This is a genomic window from Isoptericola sp. NPDC056573 (assembly GCF_042793335.1).
In the GTDB taxonomy this organism is placed as follows: Bacteria; Actinomycetota; Actinomycetes; order Actinomycetales; family Cellulomonadaceae; genus Isoptericola.
Genome location: NZ_JBHTUY010000011.1, coordinates 57,795 through 81,762 on the forward strand (window position 1 = coordinate 57,795; position 23,968 = coordinate 81,762).

Annotated in this window: 21 protein-coding genes, 1 pseudogene and 1 riboswitch; of the genes and pseudogenes, 11 read left to right on the forward strand and 11 right to left on the reverse strand. The window is 76.2% G+C overall.

The window, feature by feature from the left end:
• Nucleotides 1-5 precede the first annotated feature (5 nt).
• From tatA to ACFQ8E_RS17920, 4 genes are all read right to left on the reverse strand, one after another.
• Nucleotides 6-311, reverse strand: coding sequence for a Sec-independent protein translocase subunit TatA (gene tatA, locus ACFQ8E_RS17905; protein ID WP_430551922.1), 306 nt, complete (start codon nt 309-311; stop codon nt 6-8).
• A 457-nt stretch (nt 312-768) separates the two neighbouring features.
• Nucleotides 769-1,164 (reverse strand): hypothetical protein, encoded by a 396-nt coding sequence (locus ACFQ8E_RS17910; protein WP_430551923.1) that lies wholly within the window; start codon nt 1,162-1,164, stop codon nt 769-771.
• A gap of 5 nt (nt 1,165-1,169) precedes the next feature.
• Nucleotides 1,170-2,168 carry a helix-turn-helix transcriptional regulator gene (locus ACFQ8E_RS17915; RefSeq protein ID WP_430551924.1) on the reverse strand — a complete coding sequence of 333 codons (999 nt, stop codon included), beginning with the start codon at nt 2,166-2,168 and terminating at the stop codon, nt 1,170-1,172.
• Complete coding sequence (locus tag ACFQ8E_RS17920) at nt 2,161-3,288, reverse strand: helix-turn-helix transcriptional regulator (protein ID WP_430551925.1); 1,128 nt, start codon at nt 3,286-3,288, stop codon at nt 2,161-2,163. The genes ACFQ8E_RS17915 and ACFQ8E_RS17920 overlap by 8 nt, the downstream gene beginning before the upstream one ends.
• 130 nt (nt 3,289-3,418) lie before the next feature.
• On the opposite strand from ACFQ8E_RS17920, the gene ACFQ8E_RS17925 reads away from it, so the two are divergent.
• From ACFQ8E_RS17925 to ACFQ8E_RS17960, 8 genes and pseudogenes are all read left to right on the forward strand, one after another.
• On the forward strand, nt 3,419-4,618 hold the full coding sequence (locus tag ACFQ8E_RS17925) for a DUF3866 family protein (protein ID WP_430552017.1): 1,200 nt from the start codon (nt 3,419-3,421) through the stop codon (nt 4,616-4,618).
• Nucleotides 4,619-4,627: 9 nt separating this feature from the next.
• Nucleotides 4,628-5,365, forward strand: coding sequence for a DUF4129 domain-containing protein (locus tag ACFQ8E_RS17930; RefSeq protein WP_430551926.1), 738 nt, complete (start codon nt 4,628-4,630; stop codon nt 5,363-5,365).
• Nucleotides 5,362-5,955, forward strand: coding sequence for a hypothetical protein (locus ACFQ8E_RS17935; protein WP_430551927.1), 594 nt, complete (start codon nt 5,362-5,364; stop codon nt 5,953-5,955). The genes ACFQ8E_RS17930 and ACFQ8E_RS17935 overlap by 4 nt, the downstream gene beginning before the upstream one ends.
• Nucleotides 5,952-6,977, forward strand: a complete 1,026-nt coding sequence (locus tag ACFQ8E_RS17940; protein WP_430551928.1) for an AAA family ATPase — start codon at nt 5,952-5,954, stop codon at nt 6,975-6,977. Before ACFQ8E_RS17935 ends, ACFQ8E_RS17940 begins: the two co-directional genes overlap by 4 nt.
• A complete protein-coding gene (locus ACFQ8E_RS17945; protein WP_430551929.1) occupies nt 6,974-8,308 on the forward strand; it encodes a DUF58 domain-containing protein in 1,335 nt (444 codons plus the stop codon). The genes ACFQ8E_RS17940 and ACFQ8E_RS17945 overlap by 4 nt, the downstream gene beginning before the upstream one ends.
• Nucleotides 8,305-8,892: a hypothetical protein gene (locus ACFQ8E_RS17950; protein ID WP_430551930.1), complete on the forward strand. Its 588-nt coding sequence runs from the start codon at nt 8,305-8,307 to the stop codon at nt 8,890-8,892. The genes ACFQ8E_RS17945 and ACFQ8E_RS17950 overlap by 4 nt, the downstream gene beginning before the upstream one ends.
• 40 nt (nt 8,893-8,932) lie before the next feature.
• Nucleotides 8,933-9,505: pseudogene (locus ACFQ8E_RS17955) on the forward strand (Dps family protein); the annotation flags it as partial.
• A 210-nt stretch (nt 9,506-9,715) separates the two neighbouring features.
• A complete protein-coding gene (locus ACFQ8E_RS17960; RefSeq protein WP_430551931.1) occupies nt 9,716-10,405 on the forward strand; it encodes a GNAT family N-acetyltransferase in 690 nt (229 codons plus the stop codon).
• Between the two features lie 71 nt (nt 10,406-10,476).
• On the opposite strand, the gene ACFQ8E_RS17965 is transcribed toward ACFQ8E_RS17960, so the two are convergent.
• The gene (locus ACFQ8E_RS17965) at nt 10,477-11,184 is read right to left on the reverse strand and encodes a hypothetical protein (RefSeq protein ID WP_430551932.1); all 708 of its coding nucleotides are present in this window, start codon (nt 11,182-11,184) and stop codon (nt 10,477-10,479) included.
• A 185-nt stretch (nt 11,185-11,369) separates the two neighbouring features.
• Here ACFQ8E_RS17965 and ACFQ8E_RS17970 point away from each other — a divergent pair, with 185 nt between their 5' ends.
• Nucleotides 11,370-11,978, forward strand: a complete 609-nt coding sequence (locus ACFQ8E_RS17970; protein ID WP_430552018.1) for an IMPACT family protein — start codon at nt 11,370-11,372, stop codon at nt 11,976-11,978.
• Between the two features lie 19 nt (nt 11,979-11,997).
• On the opposite strand, the gene ACFQ8E_RS17975 is transcribed toward ACFQ8E_RS17970, so the two are convergent.
• The 3 genes from ACFQ8E_RS17975 to ACFQ8E_RS17985 all read right to left on the reverse strand — a co-directional run bounded on the left by ACFQ8E_RS17975 (nt 11,998) and on the right by ACFQ8E_RS17985 (nt 15,218).
• Nucleotides 11,998-13,434 (reverse strand): UTP--glucose-1-phosphate uridylyltransferase, encoded by a 1,437-nt coding sequence (locus ACFQ8E_RS17975; protein WP_430551933.1) that lies wholly within the window; start codon nt 13,432-13,434, stop codon nt 11,998-12,000.
• An 86-nt stretch (nt 13,435-13,520) separates the two neighbouring features.
• Complete coding sequence (locus tag ACFQ8E_RS17980) at nt 13,521-14,141, reverse strand: L-threonylcarbamoyladenylate synthase (RefSeq protein ID WP_430551934.1); 621 nt, start codon at nt 14,139-14,141, stop codon at nt 13,521-13,523.
• Between the two features lie 66 nt (nt 14,142-14,207).
• Nucleotides 14,208-15,218 (reverse strand): threonine/serine dehydratase, encoded by a 1,011-nt coding sequence (locus tag ACFQ8E_RS17985; protein WP_430551935.1) that lies wholly within the window; start codon nt 15,216-15,218, stop codon nt 14,208-14,210.
• 94 nt (nt 15,219-15,312) lie between these two features.
• On the opposite strand from ACFQ8E_RS17985, the gene ACFQ8E_RS17990 reads away from it, so the two are divergent.
• Together ACFQ8E_RS17990 and ACFQ8E_RS17995 are read left to right on the forward strand one after the other, a co-directional pair.
• On the forward strand, nt 15,313-16,251 hold the full coding sequence (locus tag ACFQ8E_RS17990; RefSeq protein ID WP_430551936.1) for a LysR family transcriptional regulator: 939 nt from the start codon (nt 15,313-15,315) through the stop codon (nt 16,249-16,251).
• Nucleotides 16,252-16,260: 9 nt separating this feature from the next.
• Nucleotides 16,261-17,763 carry a lipase maturation factor family protein gene (locus ACFQ8E_RS17995; protein ID WP_430551937.1) on the forward strand — a complete coding sequence of 501 codons (1,503 nt, stop codon included), beginning with the start codon at nt 16,261-16,263 and terminating at the stop codon, nt 17,761-17,763.
• Between the two features lie 308 nt (nt 17,764-18,071).
• Here the strand turns inward: ACFQ8E_RS17995 and ACFQ8E_RS18000 are convergent, their stop codons facing one another.
• The 3 genes from ACFQ8E_RS18000 to ACFQ8E_RS18010 form a co-directional block, all read right to left on the reverse strand.
• Complete coding sequence (locus ACFQ8E_RS18000) at nt 18,072-19,943, reverse strand: ABC transporter ATP-binding protein (protein ID WP_430551938.1); 1,872 nt, start codon at nt 19,941-19,943, stop codon at nt 18,072-18,074.
• A complete protein-coding gene (locus tag ACFQ8E_RS18005; RefSeq protein WP_430552019.1) occupies nt 19,940-21,748 on the reverse strand; it encodes an ABC transporter ATP-binding protein in 1,809 nt (602 codons plus the stop codon). The genes ACFQ8E_RS18000 and ACFQ8E_RS18005 overlap by 4 nt, the downstream gene beginning before the upstream one ends.
• A gap of 402 nt (nt 21,749-22,150) precedes the next feature.
• Nucleotides 22,151-23,812, reverse strand: coding sequence for a bifunctional hydroxymethylpyrimidine kinase/phosphomethylpyrimidine kinase (locus ACFQ8E_RS18010; protein WP_430551939.1), 1,662 nt, complete (start codon nt 23,810-23,812; stop codon nt 22,151-22,153).
• Nucleotides 23,803-23,945, reverse strand: a riboswitch (TPP riboswitch). It overlaps the preceding gene by 10 nt.
• Between the last annotated feature and the right edge of the window lie 23 nt (nt 23,946-23,968).

Sequence of the window (23,968 nt, forward strand, 5' to 3'; positions counted from 1 at the left end):
ACCGACTACGCCCGCGGCTGCTTCGGGTCGATGAGACCCGGGATCTGCTCCTGGCCGCCCGCGGAGGCGGGGGGCGCCTGCGTGGCGGAGGTGGCAGGACCGGAGGTCGACGGCGACGTCGTCGTCGAGTCGTCGGACGGCTCGTTCGAGTCGTTGAGCTTGCCGTCGTCCGTGAGGTCCTTGACCTCCTTCTTGAAGATCTTCAGCGACTGGCCGACGCTGCGCGCCAGGTCAGGGAGCCTGCGCGCCCCGAACAGCAGCAGGATCACGACCACCAGCACGATGATGTGCCAGGGCTTGAGCATGCCCATGAGAATGGCTCCTCGTTCTCGTCCGCCCGTGGGCGGGGTGTGTCGGGGTCAACCCTAGTGGGTCCCCGCGGCGGCGAAGGTGACGTTCGGGTGACGACACGTCCCCATCATCGCTCCGAACAACGTTCCGGTCGCAGTTCCGGTCGCAGTACCGGTCAGAACGGGTAGCCCTGCAGGACGCCACGGCCGCCACATCGACGTCGGGCAGCACGCCGTCCCGACCGCCCGGTCGAGGTCGGCCGGGGACGCGTCCCCCACGGTGGCGAGCGTGGCCCCCGTCGCCGGCGACACGACGGGCCGCGTCCCGGCCAGGCGGGTCCAGCCACCGACGTACGCGGTGCCGTCCCAGGTCTGCGGTGCGAAGAACGTCATCGTGCCCTCCCGGTGTGCGTGCACGGTGACGCTCCACGCCACGTCACGTCACGTCACTCGACGGGGTGCGGCGGTGATGCGGAGGCTAGCGCCTCCGCGCAGGGGTGCGGGACCTCAGGTCGGCGTGCGCCGCCTTGTCGGCGTTCCGCGCGGCCAGCCAGCTCTCGGACTCCCACCGGCGCCACGTCGCCGCCCGGCGCTCGCGGCGGGCCGCGGCCCGCTCGGCCTTGAGCCGGCGCCGCTCGGCGACGCGCTCGCGCAGCACGACGGGGTCGTCGAACAGGGTGGGCGACGTGTCGACGCGGTGCGCCTCGGCCTCGGCGACGGCGGCGGAGATCCGGTCCGTCGCGGACCCGAGCACCTCTCCCGCGCGGGACGCCTCACGCAGGGCGCGCATCCCCGCGCGCCACAGGTGACGGCCCAGGAAGAACGCGCCCACGAGGGTCGCGACGACGAGCCCCGCCCAGATCCAGCCCCACATGCCGGTCAGCCTACGGTCTCGTCGGCGGTCGTCGCCGCGTACGCGGCGAGGGCGGTCCGGGCGGAGTGCGCGACGTCGTGCGCCACGTCGGGCGGGTCGACGGCGACGACGTCGGGCGCGTTGGCGAGCAGCAGGCGCCGCAACCACGCCGGGTTCGTGACCCGCAGCCGCACCTCGACGGTGCCGTCGGGCAGGTCGCGCACGGACTCGGCGGGCACCTCCTCCGCGACCCACCGCGCCGCGGACGCGAGCCGCAACGTCGCCGCGGGGGCGCCCCGGTGCGCGACGGACGCCCACACGTCGGCGCCCAGGTCGCCCGCCACGGCGACGTCACGCTCGGCGACCGGCTCGTCGAGCACCCGGGCGTCGAGGATGCGGTCCACCCGGAACGTGCGACGCCCGTCCACCCGCAGGCACCACCCCACCAGGTACATGGCGCCGTCCTGGGTGAGCAGGCGCAGCGGGTCGACGTCGCGCTCGGAGGTGACGTCGGCCGCGTTCACGTACCGCAGGTGCAGGCGACGGCCCTCGGCGAGCGCGGTCGTGACGGCCGCGACCACCCGCGGGTCGCCCTCGCCCTCGAGCTGCACGTCGACGGCGCCCGCGGCCTCGCCGGTCGCGGCGGTCAGCTTGTCCAGGGCGGAGGCGACGACGGCTGCCCGCCGCCGGTCCGCCTGCACCGCGGGCGACGCGTGCATCGCGCGCAGCGCGGCGACGAGCGCCACCGCCTCCCGCGTGCCGAGCCGCAGCGGCCGCGTCATGCCGCGCGCCTGCGTCAGGGTCACGACGCCGTCCTCCAGCGAGAACGCGTCGAAGTCGATGAGGTCGTCCGGCATGTACCCGGGGGTGCCGGACACCCACAGGGCGTCCACGTCCTCGCGCACCTGCCGCGGCGTCACCCCGAACCGTTCCGCGAGCTCCTCCACCCGCACCGGGCCCGCGCCGTCGAGGAACGCCACCAGACCCAGCAGCCGCACCAGCCTGTCGTCGGCCCGCTCAGCCATCCGTCGCCTCCCCTGCCGTGCCCGCATCCCCGGCGTCGAGCCCCGCGGCCGCCTCCAGGCGGCGCAGCACGTCCGCGCGCAGCTGGGGCGGCGCCAGCACCACCACCGCCGGCCCGTACCCCGCCACCTCGTCCGCGAACGCCGACAGGCTGCGGAACTGCACCTCCAGCAGGTCGCGCCCGTCGTGGCGGCCGGCACGACGCGCGTCCTGGCCGCCGTTCCCGTGGTTCCCGTGGCTCCCGTCGTCGCCGTCGGCCACGGGCACCGCGCGCGCCCGCAGCGCCTGCGCCCGCTCCGGCACCACCGCCAGCCGCGCCCGCTGCGGCACCCCGACCCGCTCGCCGAGCATGGCGTCCACGTCCACCGCGTCGGGCACGTCGAACGCGCCCGCCTGCGACCCCACGCGCACCTTGCCCGCGATCCGCGACAGCCGGAACACCCGCGCCGCGCCGCGCGCCCGGTCGAAGCCCACCAGGTACCAGCCGCTGCCCCGCGCCGCGATGCGCCACGGCTCCACGTGCCGCGTCAGCTCCTGCCCCGTGCTCGCCGCCCGGTACCGGAACGACACGTCCCGCCGCTCCGAGACCGCCTCCAGCAGCGGCACGTACGCGTCGCCCGCCGCCCGCACCCGCGGTGCCAGCCCGGCCACCGCGTCCCCCGCGACCTCCCCCGCGCCCGCCGCCCGCAGCTTCGTCATCGCGCGCGACATGTCCGTGCGCAGCGTCTTGTCCGACCACAGCTGCGCCGCCAGCGCCACCACGCCCAGCTCCGCCGGCGTCAGGTCCACCGCGCCCAGCGCGTACGCGTCGTTGTCGATGCGGTACCCGACCTCGTCGCTGTGCCCGCCCCCGTCCACCGTGACGATCGGGATGCCCAGCGCCCGCAACGTGTCCTTGTCCCGCTCGAACATCCGCTCGAACGCCTCCGTCGACGGCGCGTCGCCGTACCCCGCCACCCCCGCGCGCACCTGCTGCTTCGTCATGGACGCGCTCGTGTTCACGAGCGCGATGACGAGGTTGAGCAGGCGCTCGGCCGGCGGGGTGCCCCGCGACGACGGCGCAGGGTCGGACGGCGCGGCGACGGGCGGGCCGGAGGCCGGGTCCACGGGGTTCGCAGGCATCGGCACCAACCTAGTCGCCGGTAGCCTCTCGTGGGTGACGACAGTGCCGAACCAACCCCAGCCCCGCACGCCCCGCGACGCCCGCGACGACGCGCCCACCGGGCACGTCACCTCGCACGTGACCTCGCACGTGACATGGCGCACCGGCACCGTCACCGCCCGCGGCGCCGCCTGGACCGGCGCCCGCGAGGTCACCCTCCGCCTCGACACCCCCCTGCCGTCGCGCGACCTCACCACCGCACCCTGGGAGGTCCGCGGCCTCGCCTACACCGCCCTCGTCGGCGACCCGGACGTCGGCGACCGCCTCCTCCTCAACGTCTCCGCCCTCGCCCGCGGCCTCGGCACCGGCGGGTACGCCCTCGTCGTCGGCCCCGCCGGAGACGCCACCGCCCTGCCCGCCGACCCCCACGCCGGACCGGGCCACCTCGTCAAGGCCCGCTACACCCCCCTGCAGGCCATGGTCCTCGGCGTCGACGAGCAGGAGTCCACCCACCACGACACACTCCGCGACGCCGACGACCTCACCGGCCTGCCCGTCGTCGTCGCCGACCTGCACTCCGCCCTGCCCGCCGTCGTCGCCGGCGCCCGCCACGCCGCAGACCTCGCCGGACGACCCCACCCCCGCGTCGCCTACGTGATGACCGACGGCGGCGCCCTGCCCGCCGCCTTCTCCCGCACCGTCGCCACCCTCCGCGACACCGGATGGCTCGACACCACCGTCACCGTCGGACAGGCCTTCGGCGGCGACCTCGAGGCCGTCACCGTGCACACCGGCCTCCTCGCCGCCCGCCACGTCGCGGGCGCCGACCTCGTCGTCCTCACCCAGGGCCCCGGCAACCTCGGCACCGGCACCCGGTGGGGCTTCTCCGGCGTCGCCGCCGGAGAAGCCGTCAACGCCGCCGCCACCCTCGGCGGACGCCCCGTCGCCTCCCTGCGCGTCTCCGGCGCCGACCCCCGCGACCGCCACCGCGGCGTCTCCCACCACAGCCTCACCGCCTACGGCCGCGTGGCGCTCGCGGCCGCCGACGTCCCCGTCCCGGCCCCCACCGCCGACCTCGAGGCCCTGCCCACCTGGGGCGCCGAGCTCACCCGCCAGATCCACGACCAGGCCGCCACCCTCGCCGACGCCCCCGCCCACCACCGCGTCCTCGACGTCGCCGCCGACACCGCCCTCCTCGACGCCCTGCGCGGCTCCCCCTCCCGCCTGTCCACCATGGGACGATCCCTCGACGGCGACCCCTCCGCGTTCGTCGCCGCCGCCGTCGCCGGCGTGCACGCCGAGCACCTCAGCCACGAGCACCGCACCCACGAGGACGCCACCACCCGATAGCGTCGGCGCATGGCCCCACCGACGCGGACCCGGCACGCAGCACGCCGCGCCCTCGCGCCCCTCGCCGGGGCCGCCCTCGCCCTCCTCGTCGTGCTCGGCGCCGCCACCGCCACCCCCTGGCGCTTCCGCCTCCCCGACGTCGCCCTCCCCGGGCCCGAGGCCTCCGACCCCGTCCAGCCCCAGATGCCCGGCGACATCGTCCCCGGGGACCAGCCCCCGCCATCCTACGACGTCATCACCTGGATCGTCGTCGCCCTCTCCGTCGCCGGAGCCGTCCTCGTCGCCGCCCTCCTGTGGCTCCTCGCCCGCCGCGTCGTCCGCGCCCTCGCCACCCCCGAGGACGACGACGGCGACGGCCTCACCCCCGGCCACGCCACCACCGCCACCGTGACCGACCTCCCCCTGCCCGAGCTCCAGGACGCCGTCGCCACCGCGCTCGCCCGCATCGACGACGCCGCCACCCCGCACGACGCCGTCGTCGCCGCCTGGGTCGCCCTCGAGGACGCCGCCGCCGAGCACGGCACCCGTCGCGACCCCGCCCAGACGCCGACCGAGTTCACCGCCCGCATCCTCACCGCGCGCCGCGACGACGGCCACGCCGTCCCCGCCTCCGACGTGGACACCCTCCGCCGCCTCTACCAGCACGCCCGCTTCACCGACCGCCCCGTGCACCCCGACGACGTCCACGCCGCCCGCACCGCCCTGTCCCGCATCGCCCGCGCCCTCGACCCCGCCCCGCACCCATGACCCGCACCCGACCACCGCGCCCCGCACCCCTGCGCGCCCTGCTCACCGTCGCCCTCCCGGCGCTCGCGGCCTGCGCGGCACTCACCCTGACCGGTGTGCTCGACCCGCTGCACGCCGCCCTGCTCGTCGTCGTGGTCACGACGGCGGTCGTGCTGTGGCGGCGCCTCGACGACGGGGACGAGGCCCCGTGGCCGGACGTCGTCCACGACCGTCGCGAGGGCGCGCGCAACGACGTCAGCGAGCTGGGCTGGGCCACGTTCACCCGCAGCGGCGCCGTGGGCGACCGCGTGCTGCGCCGGGTCCGGGACCTCGCGGCGGCACGGCTCGCCGAGCGGGGCGTCGACCTCGCCGCGCCCGGCGGCCCGGAGGCGGCCGCGCACCTCCTCGGAACGGACGTCGTCGACGGGCTCGTCTCCCGCCGCCCCGTGAGCCGGGTCGAGGTGCACCGCTGGCTCGACGCGATCGACACGATCGACGCGCTCGACACGGTGCCGACGAGCGTGCCGATCCCGGTGCCGACGACACGACCGGCCGCAGCACCGGCACCTCCCACGCCCCCCGACCGACCCGCAGGAAGGCCCCCGAGATGACCGTCGACCCGCCCGCCGACCCGCCCGCCGACCTCGGGTCGAGCAGCCCGGAGCACCCCCTCCCCGTCACGGAGGTCGCGGCCCTGGGCCGACGCGTCCTCGACGAGGTCGGCACGGCCGTCGTCGGCATGCGCGACACCCTCGAGCTCGCCCTGGCCACCGTGCTCGCGGGCGGCCACGTGCTCTTCGAGGACGTGCCCGGGCTCGGCAAGACGCTCGCCGCCCGCTCGCTGGCCACCGCCCTCGGCCTCGACTTCGCGCGCCTCCAGTGCACCCCGGACCTGCTGCCCAGCGACATCACCGGCTCGTCGGTGTTCGACCCGGCGAGCCGCGAGTTCGTCTTCCGCCCCGGCCCGGTGTTCACGGGGCTCTTCCTCGCCGACGAGATCAACCGCACCCCGCCGAAGACGCAGTCCGCGCTGCTCGAGGCGATGGCGGAGCGGCAGGTCTCGGTGGACGGCGCCAGCCGGCCGCTGCCGCGCCCGTTCCACGTCATGGCCACCTCCAACCCCGTGGAGTACGAGGGCACCTACCCGCTCCCGGAGGCACAGCTCGACCGGTTCATGGTCCGGCTCGAGGTGGGCTACCCGGACCGGGCCCAGGAGCGGGACGTGCTGCTGCGCCGCGTCGCGCGGCGCCAGGAGGCGGCCCCCGTGCGCCCCGTCGTCGACGCCGCCGCCGTCCTCGCCATGCAGGCCGGCGTCGAGACGACCGAGGTGGACCCGGACGTCGCCGGCTACTGCGTCGACCTCGCGGCCGCCACGCGCACCCACGGGGCGCTCGAGGTGGGTGCCTCGCCCCGCGGCTCGCAGAACCTCCTGCTGCTGGCCCGCGCGGTCGCCGTCCTCGACGGCCGCGACTTCGTGCTGCCGGAGGACGTCAAGCGGGTGGCGGTCCCGGTGCTCGCGCACCGCCTCACCCTCACGCCGACGGCATGGGCGTCGGCGGTCCGGGCCCAGGACGTCGTGTCGGAGCTCCTCGCCTCCGTGCCCGGGCCCGCCACGGTGGGCCGGCGGGGATGACCGGCGGCACGCCCCGCACGATGTGGCGGCGCAGCCCGCAGGCCGCGGCCGGCCTCGGCGCCGGGGTGCTCGTCCTCGGCCTGGGCCTGCTCGCCGGCCGGGCCGACGTCGCCCTGCTCGGCGTCGCCCCGCTCCTCGGCGCGCTGTGGGCCGGCCGTCCCGGGGCGTGGCGCGCCGGCGCGCCGCGGCGGGGCACCGGCGTCGCGATCGACCCGACCTCGGTCGCCGCCGCGCCCGGTGAGCTCACCGCCGCCCTGCGCCTCGACCCGGCACCCGGGACGGAGCTGCTGCACGCCCGCGTCTCCGCGCCCGGGCACCGCACGGCCGGGGTCGTGGTGGCGGCCGGCCCGCGCGACCTGCCCCTCACGCTGAGCACCGTGCGCACCGGCCCGCAGCGCACCTTCCACGTCGACGCGCGCGGGTACGGCGCCGGCGGCACGACGACCGAGGACCCCGTCGCCGTCACCGCGCCCGACCGGCTCGTGCTCCCCACCGCGATGCCGCTCGGACGCGTGCCCGTGCCCCGGCGCCTGCGGGGGCTCACGGGCCCGCACACGTCCCGGCGGCTCGGGGACGGCGACGAGCTGCGCGACGTGCACGCCTTCGCACCCGGCGACCGTCTGCGCCGCATCGACTGGCACACCACCGCCCGGCGGTCCCCCGACCTCGCGACGCTGTACGTCCGGCGCACCTACGCCACGGCCGAGGCGACGGCCGTGCTCGTCGTGGACTCGCGCGACGACGTCGGCCCCGACCTGCGGACCTGGCGCGGCACCGGGCCGCAGCGCGTCGACGAGCCGACGTCCCTCGACCTCGCCCGGCACGCCGCCGCGTCCGTGGCCGCGTCGCTCGTCGCCGCCGGCGACCGGGTCGGCGTGGACGACCTCGGCCGCCGCCGGCGACCGCTCGTCCCCGCCGCGGGCCGCCGACACCTGCGCCGCGTGCTGCACGCGCTCGCGCTGAGCAGCCCGGTCGGCGCCCCCGCGCGTCGGCTGCGTGCGCCGCAGGTCCCCGCGGACGCCGTCGTGTACCTGTTCAGCACGGTGCTCGACGACGAGCCGCTCGCGCTCGTGCGGGCGTGGCGCGCCGTCGGGCACCCCGTCGTGCTCGTCGACACGCTGCCCGAGGTGCGCGGGGCGCGCGAGGAGCACATGCGCCTCGCCTGGCGCGTCACCCGGGCCGAGCGGGACGACCGGCTGCGGCGCATGGCGGCCGAGGGGGTGCCCGTCGTGCGCTGGGCCGGCGACGCGCGTCAGGAGGCCGCCCTCCGGTTCGAGGCCCTCGTCCGTGCCGACGAACGGCACCGGCGCCCGGCGGTGGGAGCACGATGAGGCGCACCCTGCCCGCCCGGGTCCGTGCCTGGTGGCGGTCGCGGTACGAGACGGGGCGCCCGCTGCCCGTCGTCCGCGTCCAGGTCGGGCGCAGCCTGCCCGGCCTGGTGCTCCGCACCGCGTTCGTCGTCGCCGTGGGCGCGCTCGTGGTGGCGGCCGGGGTCCGGACGGACCTGATCACCGAGCTGGTCCTCGTGCTCGCCGGTGTCGTCGCCGTCTGGGCCGCGGTCCGCCCGGGGCCGGCCCCGGCGCACGTCGCCCTCGTGACGGCGGCCCTCGAGCTGCTCGGGTCGCACGCCGCGCCGTTCGACCCGGCGGTGCTGTGGCTCGCCCCGCTCGGCTACGTCGTGACGCGGCTCGGGTGGTGGGCGTCGCACGTGGCCGCGACGGATCGCGTCGAGCTCGCGGCGCTGCGCCACGGCCTGGCGCGGGACGGCGTCGTCGTCGCGGTCGCCCTCGCCGTCGGGTGCGCCGCCTGGGCGCTCTCGGGTCGCCAGGTGTCCTGGCTCGTGGCCCTCGGGGTCGCGGCCCTGGCCGCGCTCGCGTGGATCGTCGTCCGGCGCGACGATGGCGAGGCGCGCTGACCCCACGGCCGCGCCGACCCGACGAGGACGGAGACCTCCGATGGCTGACCGCAACACCCCCCGCTACACGGTGCCCTCGCTCACGCCCCAGCAGGGAGCGAAGGTGGCGACCATCCTGCAGGAACGGCTCAACTCCCTGACCGACCTGCACCTGACCCTCAAGCACGTGCACTGGAACGTCGTGGGCCCGCACTTCATCGCGGTGCACGAGATGCTCGACCCCCAGGTCGACGCCGTGCGCGCCATGACCGACGCCGTCGCGGAGCGCATCGCGACGCTCGGCTCCTCGCCGGTGGGGACCCCCGGCGCGCTCGTCGCCGCGCGCACCTGGGACGACTACGCGCTCCGCCGTGCCTCCGCGATCGAGCACCTGGGCGCCCTCGACGAGGTCTACGAAGGCGTGATCACCGCGCACCGCAAGGCCGCGAAGGACACCGAGTCCCTGGACGACGTGACGAACGACCTCCTCATCGGCCACCTGCACGAGCTCGAGCTCTTCCACTGGTTCGTCCGAGCCCACCTCGAGAGCGCCGGCGGCGAGCTCTCGACCGCGGGTGCCAGCACGGAGACGGGCGCCGCGCAGAAGGCCGCAGCCGGCGCCCGGTCGGCGTCGACCCGCAGCGCGAGCGCGAAGGCCGCACCGAAGACGGCGTCGAAGACTGCGTCGAAGGCGCCCGCGAAGACGGCAGCGGCCAGGACGTCGTCCGCCAGGACCACGACCGCACGGAAGAAGAAGTAGGCACGGCACCCGGCCGTCGTGCCCGCGCCCGCAGGGGGTGTCGTCCGCTCCGGCGGACGGCACCCCCTGCGGCATGATGGCCCCGTGATCCGCCCCTACCGCGACACCGACCGGGCCGCCGTCGCGGAGATCTGCGTCCGCACCGCCGCCGCCGGCTCCGACGCCCGTGGCCTCTACTCCGACGACCGCCTCATGCCCGAGGTGTTCGCGCTCCCGTACCTGGAGTACGCACCGGAGCTCGCGTTCGTCGTCGTGCGCGCCGACGAGGAGCCGGCGCGCGACGCCGCCCTCGCGGACCCCGCGGACGACGTCCTGCGCGTCGACGGGGGCCGCCTCACCGGGTACGCCATCGGCGTCGCCGACACCCGCGACTTCGTGGCGTGGTGGGAGCGGGCCTGGGGCCCCGGGTTCGCCGTGCGCCACCCGGAGGCCGGCGCCCCGCCGTCGGGGCGCGAGCCCGGGTTCTCGGAGGCGGCCCTGCTCGACGCCGGGAAGGATCCCGGCCGCATGGTGCGCGGCATCACCGCCGGCGAGCTCGACCGGTACCCCGCGCACCTGCACATCGACCTGCTGCCCGAGAGCCAGGGCCGCGGGCTCGGTCGCGCGCTCATGGACACCCTGCGCGCGGCGCTCGCCGCGCGCAGGGTCCCCGGCGTGCACCTCGGCATGGATCCGGGCAACACGCGCGCCCGCGCGTTCTACGACCGGTACGGCTTCCAGGAGCTGCCGTCGCACTCCCCCGGCGCGCCCCTGCTGGGCATCGACACCGCCTGACCGACCCGCCCTTCCGTGCCCGGGGTGAGGCGATCGCAGGAGCACCCCCGGGTCTCAAGGCGCTTGGCACACTATTTTTCCTCGGAATCGGGCAGCTCGGCGGATGGCGCCACCTCCCTGCCGAGGTCCGGCACACCCGCGTCCACCCAGGCCCGCCGCACCTGCTCGAACCGGGTGGGCAGCGGCGCCCGCACCGCTCCGTAGCGTGCGTTCGTCCGGTGGGCGAAGCGCCGCCACGACAGCACCAGCCCCTGCCGCGTGATCGGCAGCCCGCTCGCCACGGTCGTGCCGTGGTCGTGCGTGTGGTGCACGGTGAGCAGCAGCGCGCGGGGCACCGAGCCCTCCAGCTCGGCGGCGAGCTCGGTGCGCACCACCATCCAGTGCCGCAGCAGCAGCACGACCTCGGGCGGCAGGCGGTGCTCCCGCAGGGTCCGGTGCTTGCCGTGCCGCAGCAGCACCCTCCCCTCCCCCGGGTCCCGCGTGCCCCCGACGCGGCCCCGGCGCGCGGCGGCGTCCGGCTCCGGCCCCAGGTCGAGGTCCTCCGCCCGCACGCGCAGCAGGTCGCCGTAGCGCGCCCCGGTCGCCCGCGTCAGCCCGGCGATCACGGCCAGGCGCACCACCTCCGGCTTCCCGCCGGGGCGCAGCGCCTCCACAGACAGCTCGCGCCACACCCACTCCGCCTCGTCCAGCGTGACCGTCGGTCGCGGGTACCGGGTGGCGGGCGGCGCGGCAGGTCCTTCGGCTCCGGCGGCGGGGGTCTCCCCCGTGCTCTGCGTCATGGGGCCCATCCTGGCGCTTGGCACACTTTTTCTTCGGAGGTGGTCCGGCGTGTCTCCCCCCGTCGTAGCCTCGTGCGGTGAGCCGACGCGACAGCCCCGCCCCCTCGACGCTCCATGGTGGGCCACAGGGTGGGCCCCGGGGCGGGCTCCCGGGCACGCTCGCCGCCCCCGTCGACCACGAGCTCGTGGTGAAGAAGTCGCGGTTCCTGGCCCACGTGTCCCCGGCCCGGACGGTCGAGGAGGCCGACGCCGTCGTCGCCCGGCTGCGCAAGGAGCACTGGGACGCCCGGCACCACTGCGTGGCGCTCGTCGTCGGCACGCACGCCGACCAGCAGCGCTCCTCCGACGACGGCGAACCCTCCGGCACCGCCGGCGTGCCCATGCTGGAGGTGCTGCGACGCCGCGAGCTGACCGACGTGGTGGCGGTCGTGACGCGGTACTTCGGCGGCGTCCTCCTCGGCGCCGGCGGCCTGGTGCGCGCCTACTCCGGCGCCGTCGCCGAGGCCCTGGACGTCGCCGCGGCCGACGGGCTGCTGCGCCGGCGCGAGGTGCTCACGGAGGTCACCGTCGACGTGCCGCACGCCGACGCCGGCCGCGTCGACCACCTGCTGCGCGACTGGGCGCAGGCCCACGACGCCGTGCTCGAGGAGCCGACGTACGGCGCCGTGGCCCGGCTCGCCCTGCTCGTGCCGCCGGCCGCGCTCCCCCGCCTGCGCGAGGACCTCGCCGCCGCCTCCGCCGGCGCCCTCACGCCGGTCCCGGGCGCCGACCGCGTCGTCGACCTCCCCGCCTGACTCACGACGCCGGGGGCGGTCAGGGGGTGACGCCGTCCGCGGTGACGGTCGCGCCGTCGGGCACGGTGGCGGGCTCGCCCGCGTCGGCCAGGGCGGCGTCGCCCTCGGCCCGCACACGGGCGCCGAAGGTCCAGTCCCCCTCGACCGTGAGCGACGACGCCGTCCGCAGCGACGGCGCGCCCTGGGCGAACCGCGCGTCGAAGCCCGCGATCTGCTTGTAGGTCTTCGAGAGCTTCACCAGCGGGACGTCGACCTGGGCGACCAGGCGGTAGTCGTCCGTGAGCTCGTAGACGTCCGAGCGCATGAGCAGCAGGTCGCTCGTCGTCTTCACCGGCAGGAAGCGCTCGCGCCCCACCTCGATCGCCGTCGCGCCCTCGAAGACCGCGACGGCCGCGCCCATCGCGGACTCGATCTGGACGACGGCGGGCGACGACGGGTCCGTCGGGTCCACGGTCTTCTCGTTCCGGATCAGCGGCAGCTCCAGCACGCCGCCGGTGCGGTCCAGCTCGGCCGCGAGCGCCTCCAGGTCGAACCAGAGGTTGTTGGTGTGGAAGTAGCGGTGCACGGTCGGGTCGAGCGAGACGTCGACGTCGTCCGGGTGGGTCTGCGCCGTCTCGCGCTGCACGATGCGGCCGTCGCTCCTGCGCACCACGAGCTGGCCGCCCTTGACGTCGGCGGGCGACTTGAGGCACATCTCCGCGGCGTACGGGGCCCCGGACGCCGCGAACCAGGCGGCGATCGCGCCGTCGGGGGCGGCGCCGAGGTTGTCGGAGTTGGAGACGCTGGCGTAGCGGAAGCCCGCGTCCAGGAGCGCCCGCACGACGCCGGACGCGTGCAGCGCCGGGTACAGGTCGCCGTGCCCGGGCGGGCACCACTCGAGCGTCGGGTCGGCGGGCCACTCGACGGGTTCGAGGGTGTCGGCGCGCAGCTTGGGCTCGCGGTTCTGGAGGAAGTCCAGCGGCAACCCGTCGACGGCCAGGTCGTCGTACGGCGCCAGCGCGGCGAGCGTGTCGTCGCGGGTGCGGAACGAGTTCATCAGCACCAGCGGCAGGCGGGCGCCCGTCGCCTCCCGGGCGGCGCGCACCTGCCGGACGATGACGTCGAGGAACGTGAGCGCACCGTCCCGCCCGCCGGTGCCGTCGGCGTCCTCCGCGGGCGCGTCGTCCCGCACGGTGAGCAGCGACTTCGCCCTGTCCATGCCCATCGAGGTGCCGAGCCCGCCGTTGAGCTTGATGATCGCGGTCCGCGCGAGGGCGGCCTGGGCGTCGTCGCCCGAGACCTCGAGGTCGGCGTGCCGCGGCAGGTCGGTCAGCGGCTCGACGTCGGCCTCGCGCACGAGCCCGCTCTCCCCCGACTCCAGCAGGTGGTAGAAGCGGGTGAAGGTCTCGATCGCGGCGGGGGCGACGCCCTCCGCCTGCATCTTGGATCGGGCCAGGGCAAGTCCGCGGTCGCTCATGGGCGCCACCCTAGCCGCGTGCGGGAGGGCCCGCGGAGGGCGTCCGGCGGGTCGGCCGCCGGGTCGAGACCGCCGGGTCGAACCGCCTACTCGAAGCGGGACGGGTCGCCGGCGCCGACGCGGACGACCTCGGGGTACCCCTCGGACCAGTCGACGACGGTCGTGGGCTCGGCCAGCACCTCGCCGGCGTCGACGACGGCGTCGATCACGTGGTCGAGCTCCTCCTTGACCTGCCAGCCGTCGGTGAGGGGCTGGTCGGCACCCGGGAGGATGAGGGTGGACGACAGCAGCGGCTCCCCCAGCTCGCGCAGCAGCGCCTGCACCACCCGGGAGTCGGGGATGCGCACGCCGATGGTCTTCTTCTTGGGGTGCGCGAGACGCCGCGGGACCTCCGGCGTGGCCGGGAGGATGAAGGTGTAGGGCCCCGGGGTGGCCGCCTTGATGGCGCGGAAGGCGCTGTTGTCGAGGCGCACGAGCTGGCCGAGCTGGGCGAAGTCCGCGCACACGAGGGTGAAGTGGTGACCGGCGTCCAGGTGCCGGATCTGGCGGATCCGCTCCGTGCCGTCGTGCTGGCCGACGCGGCAGCCGAGCGCGTACCCGGAGTCGGTCGGGTAGGCGATGAGCCCCCCGTCGTTCAGCAGCGCGACGACCTGCCCGATCGCCCGGGGCTGCGGGTCGACGGGGTGGACGTCGAAGTAGCGGGCCATGCCCGGCAGCGTATCCCCGCCCCGTGCCGCGCCACCCGACGAACGCCCCGCGGCGCGGCGGGCGGATCAGGCCGCGAGGGCGCGGCGGAGCTCCGCCTCGCTCGCGTTGCCCCCGGAGCAGACGACGCCCACGCGGCGGCCGGCGAACGCGGCGGGGTGCGTGAGGACGGCCGCGAGGGCCGCGGCGCCGGCGCCCTCGGCGACGGTGCGCGCGCCGGTGAGGTAGAGCCGCTGGGCGGCGGCGATCGCGTCGTCGTCGACGAGCAGGAAGTCCGCCAGCCGCTCGCGCAGCACGGCCTGGGTGAGCGCGAAGCCGCACCCGACGGCGAGCCCCTCGGCGCGCGTCGCGTTGGCGGCGGTCCGCAGCTCGCCCGCGCGCCAGGAGTCGTGGGCGGCCGGGGACGCCGCGGCCTGCACGGCCACCACCCGCAGCCCGGGGGCGAGCGCGGCCGCGACGAGACAGGCGGCCGCGGCGCCGGACCCCCCGCCCACCGGGACGACGAGCACCTCGAGGTCGGGCGCCTGCTCCAGGAGCTCGAGCGTCGCGGTGGCCACGCCGGCGACGAGGACCGGCTCGTTCGCCGCGCCCACGAGGCGCGCCCCGCTGTCGCCGGCCACCTCGCCGGCGCGGGCCCGGGCGTCGTCGAACGTCGCCCCGTGCAGCACGACGTCGGCGCCGAGGTCGCGCACGGCCTGCTCCTTGAGCGGGTTCGGGCCCTCGGGCATGACGATCGTGCACCCGGTGCCGGTGCGGCGGGCGGCGTGGGCGAGCGCCTGGGCGTGGTTGCCCGTGGAGTAGGCGACGATGCCTCGCCGGCGCGCCTCGTCGTCGAACCCGAGCAGGAGGTTCAGCGCCCCACGCACCTTGAACGCGCCCGTGTGCTGCAGGTTCTCGTGCTTGACGACGAGGCTCGCGCCGGTGGCGCCCGCCGCCGCGGCGGCGCGGTCCAGCTCCGGGTGCGACAGCGCGGGCGTGCGGACCACGAGCCCCTCGATCCGCCGGGCGGCGGCCAGCACGTCGCGCATCGTCGGAGGCGCGGGCACCTCGGGGGCGGGCTGCGGGGTCGTCGTCGTCATCACAGCAGGATCGCCGCCCGCCGACCGATAGGTCCAATGCCTGTTCCGACTGCTCGCCATCGATACGGCCGATGATTGGCCGTAGGCTGGCGGCGTGTCCGTCGAGCCCGCTCCCCCGCCCCACCTGGACCTCACGCGCCTGCGCGTCCTGGCCGCCGTCGCGCGCACCGGGTCGGTGACGGCGGCGGCTCGCGAGCTGCACTACGCCCAGCCGTCGGTGAGCCACCACCTGGCCCGCCTCGAGGCCGAGGCGGGGATCGCCCTGCTGCAGCGCGCGGGCCGCGGCGTCCGCCTCACCGAGGCAGGCCGCCTGCTCGCCGCCCGCGCGGAGGAGATCCTCGGCCGCGTCGAGGGCGCCCGGCGCGAGCTCGACGCCCTGGTCGGCCTCCGCGCCGGCCGCGCCCGCCTCGCCGCGTTCCCCTCCGCCCTCGCCACCCTGGTGCCCGCCGCCGTCGCGGGCCTGCGGGCCGCGCACCCCGGGCTCGGCGTCGGGCTGGTCGAGGCCGAGCCGCCCGAGGCCGTCGCGGCGCTCCAGGCCGGCGACGTCGACGTGGCCCTCGTCTTCCGGCACACCGACGCCCCGCACGCCCGCCCGGCCATGGACCTCTCGCGCTTCGAGGTCACGGAGGTGCACTCCGAGCCGATCACCCTGGTCCGCCGGGCGGCGGACGGGACCGGCGGATCCCAGGACGGCCCGCCGCCGCTGGCCGACCTGCGTGACGCGGCCTGGATCGCGGGGTGCGAGCGGTGCCGCGCCGACCTGGTCGCACGCTGCGCCACCGCAGGATTCGACCCGCGCATCGCGTTCGAGACGGACGACTACGTGGCCGTGCAGGCGCTCGTCGCGTCCGGCGCCGGGGTGAGCCTGCTGCCGTCACTCTGCCTGCGCGCGCACCGCAACCCCGACGTCGTGGCGCAGCCGCTGCCCGGCGCCACCCGCGAGGTGCTCGCGCTCACCGTCGGCGCGCCGACCCCGGCGGCGCGCGCTCTCGTGCAGCGCCTGGTCGAGGCGGGCGACGCCGCCCGCGACTAGCGTGGAGGCGTGCCCGGGCAGCTGGCGTGGCAGCCGGACCAGCTCAGCGGCTGGTGGGCCACCGCCGACTACGACGTCGCCCGCGAGGTGCTGCAGCGCGGCGTCGGCGCGCTGCTGTGCCTGGCGTTCCTCCAGGCCCTGGGGCAGTTCCGCCCGCTCCTCGGCGACCGCGGGCTGCTGCCCGTGCACCGGTTCACGGCGCGGGTGAGGTTCCGCGACGCGCCGTCGCTGTTCCACCTGCACTACTCCGACCGGCTGCTGGTCGCGGTGGGCGTGCTCGGGACCGCGGGGGGCGCCGCCGTGGTGGCGGGCCTGCCGCAGACCGGGCCCTGGTGGGTCACGACCGTCGTCCTCCTGGCGTTGTGGGCGAGCTATCTCTCCATCGTGTCCGTGGGCCAGCGGTTCTACGCGTTCGGCTGGGAGACGCTGCTGTGCGAGCTGGCGTTCCTGGCCGCCTGGTTCGGCTCCCCCGCCGTGCCCGTGCCGTTCCTGCTCGTGCTCGCCGCCCGCTGGCTGCTGTTCCGGCTGGAGCTGGGCGCGGGGCTCATCAAGTGGCGCGGCGACCCGGCATGGCGCAACCTCACCGCCCTCGACGTCCACCACGAGACGCAGCCGATGCCCGGCCCGTTCAGCTGGCACGCCCACCACCTGCCGCACTGGTGGCACCGTACGGAGGTGGTCGGCAACCACGTCACGCAGCTGCTCGTGCCGTGGCTGCTGTGGCTGCCGCAGCCGCTGCCGAGCGTCGCGGGCGGCGTCGTCGTCCTGACCCAGGGCTGGCTGGTGCTGACCGGCAACTTCGCCTGGCTGAACTGGGCGGCGATCGTGCTCGGCGCGGCCATGGTGTCCGACGGCGTGTGGCGCGCCCTGCTGGGCGCCCTGCCCGGTGACCTCGGGGGCGTCGCCCCGGCGGCCGCCGGCACGCCCGGCGTGCCGCTCGGCTACCTCGTGACCGTGTCGCTCGTCGTCGCGCTCCTCGTGGTGCTCTCGGTACGACCGGCGCTCAACCTCGTGTCGCGGCACCAGAAGATGAACGCGAGCTTCGAGCCGCTGCGCCTCGTCAACGCGTACGGCGCGTTCGGCAGCGTGACGCGCAGGCGCGACGAGGTGATCGTCGAGGGCACGCTCGCCGCCATTCCCGGGCCCGACGACTGGCGCGAGTACGGGTTCCGCGGCAAGCCCGGCGACGTCCACCGCCGCCCGCCGCAGGTCGCGCCGTACCACCTGCGCCTGGACTGGGTGCTGTGGTTCGTGCCGCTCGGCGCGCCCGTGCCGTGGCTCCCGGTGCTGTGCCGGCGCCTGCTCGAGGCGGACCCGGCGACGCTCCGCCTCCTGCGCGACGACCCGTTCGACGGCGCCCGGCCGCGGTGGGTGCGGATGCGCCTGTTCCGCTACCGGTACACGACGCCGGACGAACGGCGCCGGACGGGCGACTGGTGGGTGCGGGACGAGCTCGAGACGATCGTCGACCCGGTGAACCTCGCCCTCCTGTCGCGTCCCGTGCGGTCGTGAAGCCCAGGCCGCCGCGCACACGCGCGGCATCCTCCCTCTCCGGCGACGACGGCTGAGCTCCCCTGCGCTCCCTGGTCCCGCCGCACCACCTCGACATGCGCCGAGCTACCTCGGCACGTTCGGAACTACCTCGGCCGAAGGACGCTCGCACACGGCCGTGAGCCGACAGCGGACGGGGCGGCCGAGAGGTTCTTTCGCGGGGACGTATCCCTCCCGAAGTGGAGGGCGCCCCGGCGCCCGTGAACGCGTCCATGCGAAGAACCTCTCGGCCAGCTCGTCCCCCACCAAGGTCTCGGCCGGACCCGGGACTACACGAGCGAGTCCTGCCAGGCCGCGTTGAGCTTGGCGTAGTGCCCGTCCCCCGCCGCCAGCTCGTCCGGTGTGCCGTCCTCGATCACGCGGCCGTGCTCCATGACGAGCACCCGGTCGGCGATCGCGACGGTCGACAGCCGGTGGGCGATGATGATCGCCGTGCGGTCGGCCAGCAGCGTCTGCAGACCGTGCTGCACCAGCCGTTCGCCGGGGATGTCGAGCGACGACGTCGCCTCGTCGAGCACCAGCACCGCCGGGTCGGCGAGGAACGCCCGCGCGAACGACAGCAGCTGCCGCTGCCCCGCCGAGACGCGGCCGCCGCGCTTGTTGACGTCGGTGTCGTACCCGTCGGGCATGTCCATGATGAACTCGTGCGCCCCGACCGCCCGTGCGGCGGCCTCGATGTCCGCCTGCGGGGCGCCCGGCCGCCCGAGCGCGATGTTCTCGCGCACGGACCCGCTGAACAGGTACGCCTCCTGCGTCACCATGACAACGGCGCGCCGCAGGTCCGTCGTCGACAGGTCGCGCACGTCGACGCCGTCGAGCAGCACCCGCCCCTCGCTCGCGTCGTAGAACCGGGTCACGAGCTTGGCGAGCGTGGACTTGCCCGCGCCCGTCGTGCCGACCAACGCGACCGTCTGCCCCGCGGGGAGCGTGAGGTCGAGGTCGGGCAGCACGACGGGGCCGTCCCCGTACCGGAAGGTGACGTGGTCCAGCCGCAGGGCGCCCCGCGCGTGCGGCAGCGCCACGGGACGGCGCGGCTCCACGACGGTCGGCTCCTCCGCCAGCAGGCCGGACACCTTCTCGAGCGCCGCCGTGGCGGACTGGAACGAGTTGTAGAAGTTCCCGAGCTGCTGGATCGGCTGGAAGAACCGCTTCACGTACAGCAGGGCCGCCACCAGCACGCCGACGTCCAGCCCACCGGAGTAGACCCGCCAGCCGCCGATCGCGAGCGCGACCGCGACGGCCACGTTCCCGATGAGCACGAGCCCCGGCTGGTAGCGGCCGTTGAGCCCCATGGTGTTGAGGTTCGCGTCGCGGTACTGCTCGCTGAGCCGGCCGTACTCCGCCTCGGTGGTCGACTCCCGGCGGAACGCGTGCACGGCCCGCATGCCGGTCATCGTCTCGACGAACTTCACGATGAGCCGCGCGGACGTGGTGCGCTGCTCGCGGTAGAACACCTGCGAGTGCTTCTGGAACCACCGCGTGAGCAGCCAGGCCGGCACGAGCGCCACCGCGAGCACGAGGCCCGAGCGCCAGTCGAGCAGGAACAGGCTCAGCCCGGTGAAGACCATGAGCATGAGCGACGAGACGACACCCGTCAGCCCGCCGTCGAGCAGCTCGCGCAGCGCCTCGAGGTCGGACGTCTGACGGCTGATGATGCGGCCCGACGTGTACGACTCGTGGAACTCCAGGCTCAGCAGCTGCGTGTGCCGGAAGACGCGGCGGCGCAGGTCCAGGAGCACGCCCTGGGCGATGCGCGCGGCCTGGCGGACGTAGGCGCCGGCGCACAGGCCGCCCACGACCGCGGCGACCAGGTAGGCCGCGCCGACCAGCACGAGGGTGCCGGCGTCGCCGTCCCTGAGGTCGGGCACGGCGGAGTCGATGGCGAGGGACACGAGCCAGGGGCCGGCCACCTGGCCGAGGGTCGAGACCACGACGAGGAGGCCGGCGAGGGCGAGGGCGCCGCGCCGCGGCCGGAGCAGCTCGCCCAGCAGCCGCAGCGACCGGGACCTGACGTCGCGGGATGCCTGGGCGTCGAGCTGGGTGGCGTCGTCCGCCGTCGCGTCGGTGGGCCGGCGGTGGTCGTCCGGGTCCGGCCCGGACGTCGCGGGCCGGGACGGTTCCGGAGTGCTGGGACGGCTCACCGCTGGACCTCCTCGTTCTGGGCCCGCTCGGTCTGGGCCTGCTCGGGTTCCTCCTGGTCGGGTTCCTCCTGGTCGGAGTGCTCGGCGCACTCCTCCCAGTCCTGCTCCAGGCTGGAGATGACGTGCCGGTAGTGCGCGTCGGTGGCGAGCAGGTCGCGGTGGGTGCCCACGGCCGTGATGCGGCCGTCCTGGAGCACGGCGACGCGGTCCGCGAGCGCCACCGTGGACGGCCGGTGCGCGATGACGAGGCTCGTCGTGCCGTGCAGGACGTCGCGCAGGCGCGTGGTGACGGCCTCCTCGGTGGCGACGTCGAGCGCGGACAGCGGGTCGTCGAGCACGAGCACGGCGGGTCGTGCCGCGATGGCACGGGCGAGCGCGAGGCGCTGCCGCTGCCCGCCGGACAGGGACAGGCCCTCCTCCCCGATCCGGGTCTCGACGCCCCGCGGCAGGTCGGCGACGAAGCCCGCCTGCGCCACCTCGAGCGCCTCGTGCAGGCGCCGCTCACGCTCCTCCTCCGGCACGGCGTCGGGGCCGGCCTCGGGGACGCCGAGCAGCACGTTGTCGCGGACCGACGCGGAGAACAGCGTGGGGTCCTCGAACGCGACCGCGACCGCACGACGCACGTCGTGCCGCCGCATGCGCCGCACGTCGACGCCGTCGAGCAGCACCTGGCCGCCGGTGACGTCGACGATGCGCGGCACCACCATCGCGAGGGTGGACTTCCCCGAGCCCGTGAGGCCGACGAGCGCCGTCGTGGTGCCGACGGGGAGCTCGAGGTCGACGTGCTCGAGGACCGGGCGCGACGCGTCCTCGTACCGGAAGGAGACGTCGCGGAGCTCGACGTGGCCGCGCGCCGGACCGACCTCCACCGGGTCGGCGGGGTCGGCCAACGGGTTCGGGGTCTCCATGACCTCGAAGAAGCGGTCGACGGCCGTGCGGGCGTTGAGCGTCATCGACAGGGTCATGCCGAGGTCGACCACGGGGCCGTTGATCACGGCGGTCGTCAGGAAGAAGGCCACGAGGCTGCCGACGGTGATCTGCCCCTGGGCGGCGAGCACCGTGCCGAGCACGAGGCAGACGGCCAGCGTGACCTCGGGGATGAGCTGCAGCGACGTGGTGACGGTGGCCTGGTTGCCCGCCTTGCGGATCTCCGTGCGGCGCAGCTCCTCCGCCTGGTCGGTGAACGAGTCGAGGGCGTCGCGCCCGCGACCGAACGCCTTGAGCACACGGATGCCGTGCACGGACTCCTCGACGGTGGTGGCGAGGTCGCCCGACTGGTCCTGGGACAGGCGCGCGATGACGCGGTACCGCCTCGAGAAGCGGAACGCGATGACCGTCACCGGGATCGCGCCCGCGAGGTAGACGAGGCCGAGCCAGCCGGCGGTGGCCAGCAGGATGCCCACCCCGACGACGATCGTCACGATGCTGACGACGAGCTGCAGGAGGCCGAAGACCAGCCAGCGTCGCAGCAGGCCGAGGTCGCCCATGATCCGGCTCAGCAGCTGGCCGCCGGGCCACCGGTCGTGGAACGCGACGGGCAGGTCCTGCAGGTGGCGGAACAGCGCCATCCGCAGCTCGGCCTCGACCCGCGTGCCGGGGTACATCACGAGGTTGCGGCGCAGCAGGACGAGCCCGGCCTCCGCGACGCCCAGGACGAGCACGAGGAGGACGGGCACCACGAGGGCCCCGAGGTCGTGGGCGGCGGCACCCTCGGCGAGCGGGCCCTCGACCAGGGTCTGCAGCACGCGCGGGATCGCCAGCGCGGCGAGGCTCGCACCGATCGCGGAGAAGAGGCCGCCGACCATGCGCGGCACCGCCGGCCGGACGTACGGGTAGAGCCGGCGCACCGACGCGAACGTGGAGAGCTCGGAGCCCGCGGGGGCGACGGCGGGCCCGGCGGCGGCGGCGCCCGTGCGGCCGGGCGGCCCCGCGGCGCGGCCCGGCGGGGTGCCGGTCGCGACGGGACGGCGGGGAGCGGAGGAGGCGGTGCTCCTCCTGGGACTTTCGGAGGGATCGGCGCGGCGGGCGCCTCGGCTGCGGCTGCGCGAAGTGCGCTTCGTGTCGGGCATCACACCTATTCTGTCACTCGCCTCCGACACACTTGCCCCGGTCACGCGGTGCGCCCCGAGCTCGGGACACCGCTTACCGCCGCGGGATCCCGCCGTCGCGCACGACGGCGGGACCCGGACGGGCCGCGGTGGACCGGGTCAGCCCACCGCGACGCGCCCGACCGTGGGCTCGACCGTGGGTGCCCCGGTCTGGTCGAAGAACGCCAGCTCGTGCTCGCACGCCGCGTGGAACGTCGCCGCCATCCGGTCCCGGGTGACCGGGTCGGCCGCCGCGGCGGCGCGGCGCAGGATCGCGACGGCCTCGCGCGTCGCGTCCGCGAACGCGTCGTCCGCGTACGTGCCCAGCCACGCCCCGTACGGGTGACCCGGGTGGTCGCGGGCGGCCAGCCGCTCCCCCACGTCCTGGTAGATCCAGTAGCAGGGCAGGACGGCGGCGACGAGGGTCGCGTAGTCGTCGCCGGCCGCGCGCAGGTGGTCGAGGTACGCGGCCGTCGTGGGGCTGGCGGGCACGTCCTGCGGCTCCCCGCCCAGCCAGCGGGTGTGCAGGTCGAGCTCGGTCACCAGCGCGCCGTGCGCGCCGCCGGCCCAGAACGCCTGCTCGGCCCGCGTGGGAGCCAGCTCGCTCGCCCGCGCGAGGCAGCGCGCGTAGTCCCGCAGGTAGAGCGCGTCCTGCTCCAGGTACGTGCGGAAGTGGTCGGCGTCGAGCGTCCCGTCGCCCAGCGACCGGACGAACGCCAGGTCGTCGATCGCGGCGCGCACGCCCGCGGCGTCGTCCCACCAGCGGGAGACGACGTCCTCCGCCCCGTCCTGACCTGGTGCTCCGCCCTGTCCTGGAGCCCCGCCCGCACCGGACGGCGCGAGCGGCTCCGCGACGCCGGCGCGCAGCCCCACCAGGTGGTCGACCGGACCGTTCCCGCCGCCGACGCGCAGGGCCTCCCCGGCCCGGATCGCCGCGGTCAGCCAGGCCTTCGTGCCGCGCAGCGCCTCGGCCCAGTCCCCCGTGCGCGCGTACCGCGCGGCCAGGCCGCTGGACAACGAGCAGCCGGTGCCGTGGGTGGAGGTGCTGGTCAGGCGCGGCCCGGGGAGCTCCGCCAGCACGCCCTGCGGCCCGACGAGCGCGTCCGGGGCCCCCGCCCCCGTCGCGCCCGTCCCCGAGGCGCCCAGGTGGCCGCCCTTCGCCACCACCAGGACCCCGTGCCGGGAGGCCAGGCGTCGCGCCTGCTCGAGCGCGGCGGGCCAGTCCGCGGCCGACGGTTCCTGCGCGAGGACCGCGAGCTCGGGCAGGTTCGGCGTCACGACGTCCACCCGGGACAGCAGGTCCCGCACGGCGTCCTCGGCCGCCGGGTCGAGCAGGCGGTCCCCGCTCGTGGCGACCATCACCGGGTCCAGGACGACGGCGGGTCGCGCGCCCGTCGCGCCGGGCGGCAGGGCGTCGAGCCAGGCGGCCACGGCGTGGGCCACGGGGGCCGAGGCGAGCATCCCGATCTTCACGGCGTCGACGGCCACGTCGTCGGTGACGGCGTCGAGCTGCGCGGCCAGGAACGCGGCGGGCGGGACGTGCACGTCGCGCACCCCCCGCGTGTTCTGCACGGTCAGGGCCGTGACGGCCGCCATCCCGTAGCCGCCCGCGGCCGCGATCGACTTGAGGTCCGCCTGGATCCCGGCGCCCCCGGACGGGTCGGACCCGGCGACGGCCAGGACGCGGGGGCGACTGCCCCTCGTCGGCGCCGGGGCCGCGAGAGCAGGGGCGGTGGAGCCGGCGCTGCCGGCAGAGCTGTCTTCAGGTGCGCGCGCACTCATGTCGACATCCCTTCGCTAGTACGAGCTAGATCAGGTTCGACGGGTGTGTTCTCAGCGCCCGCCGGCCGGGTCGCGACGTCGTCGTGACGATGTCGCGGCGATGACCGGTCGGGACGCACCCCGTGTCGTGCCGCCCACCGTAGCCCAGGCCCGCGC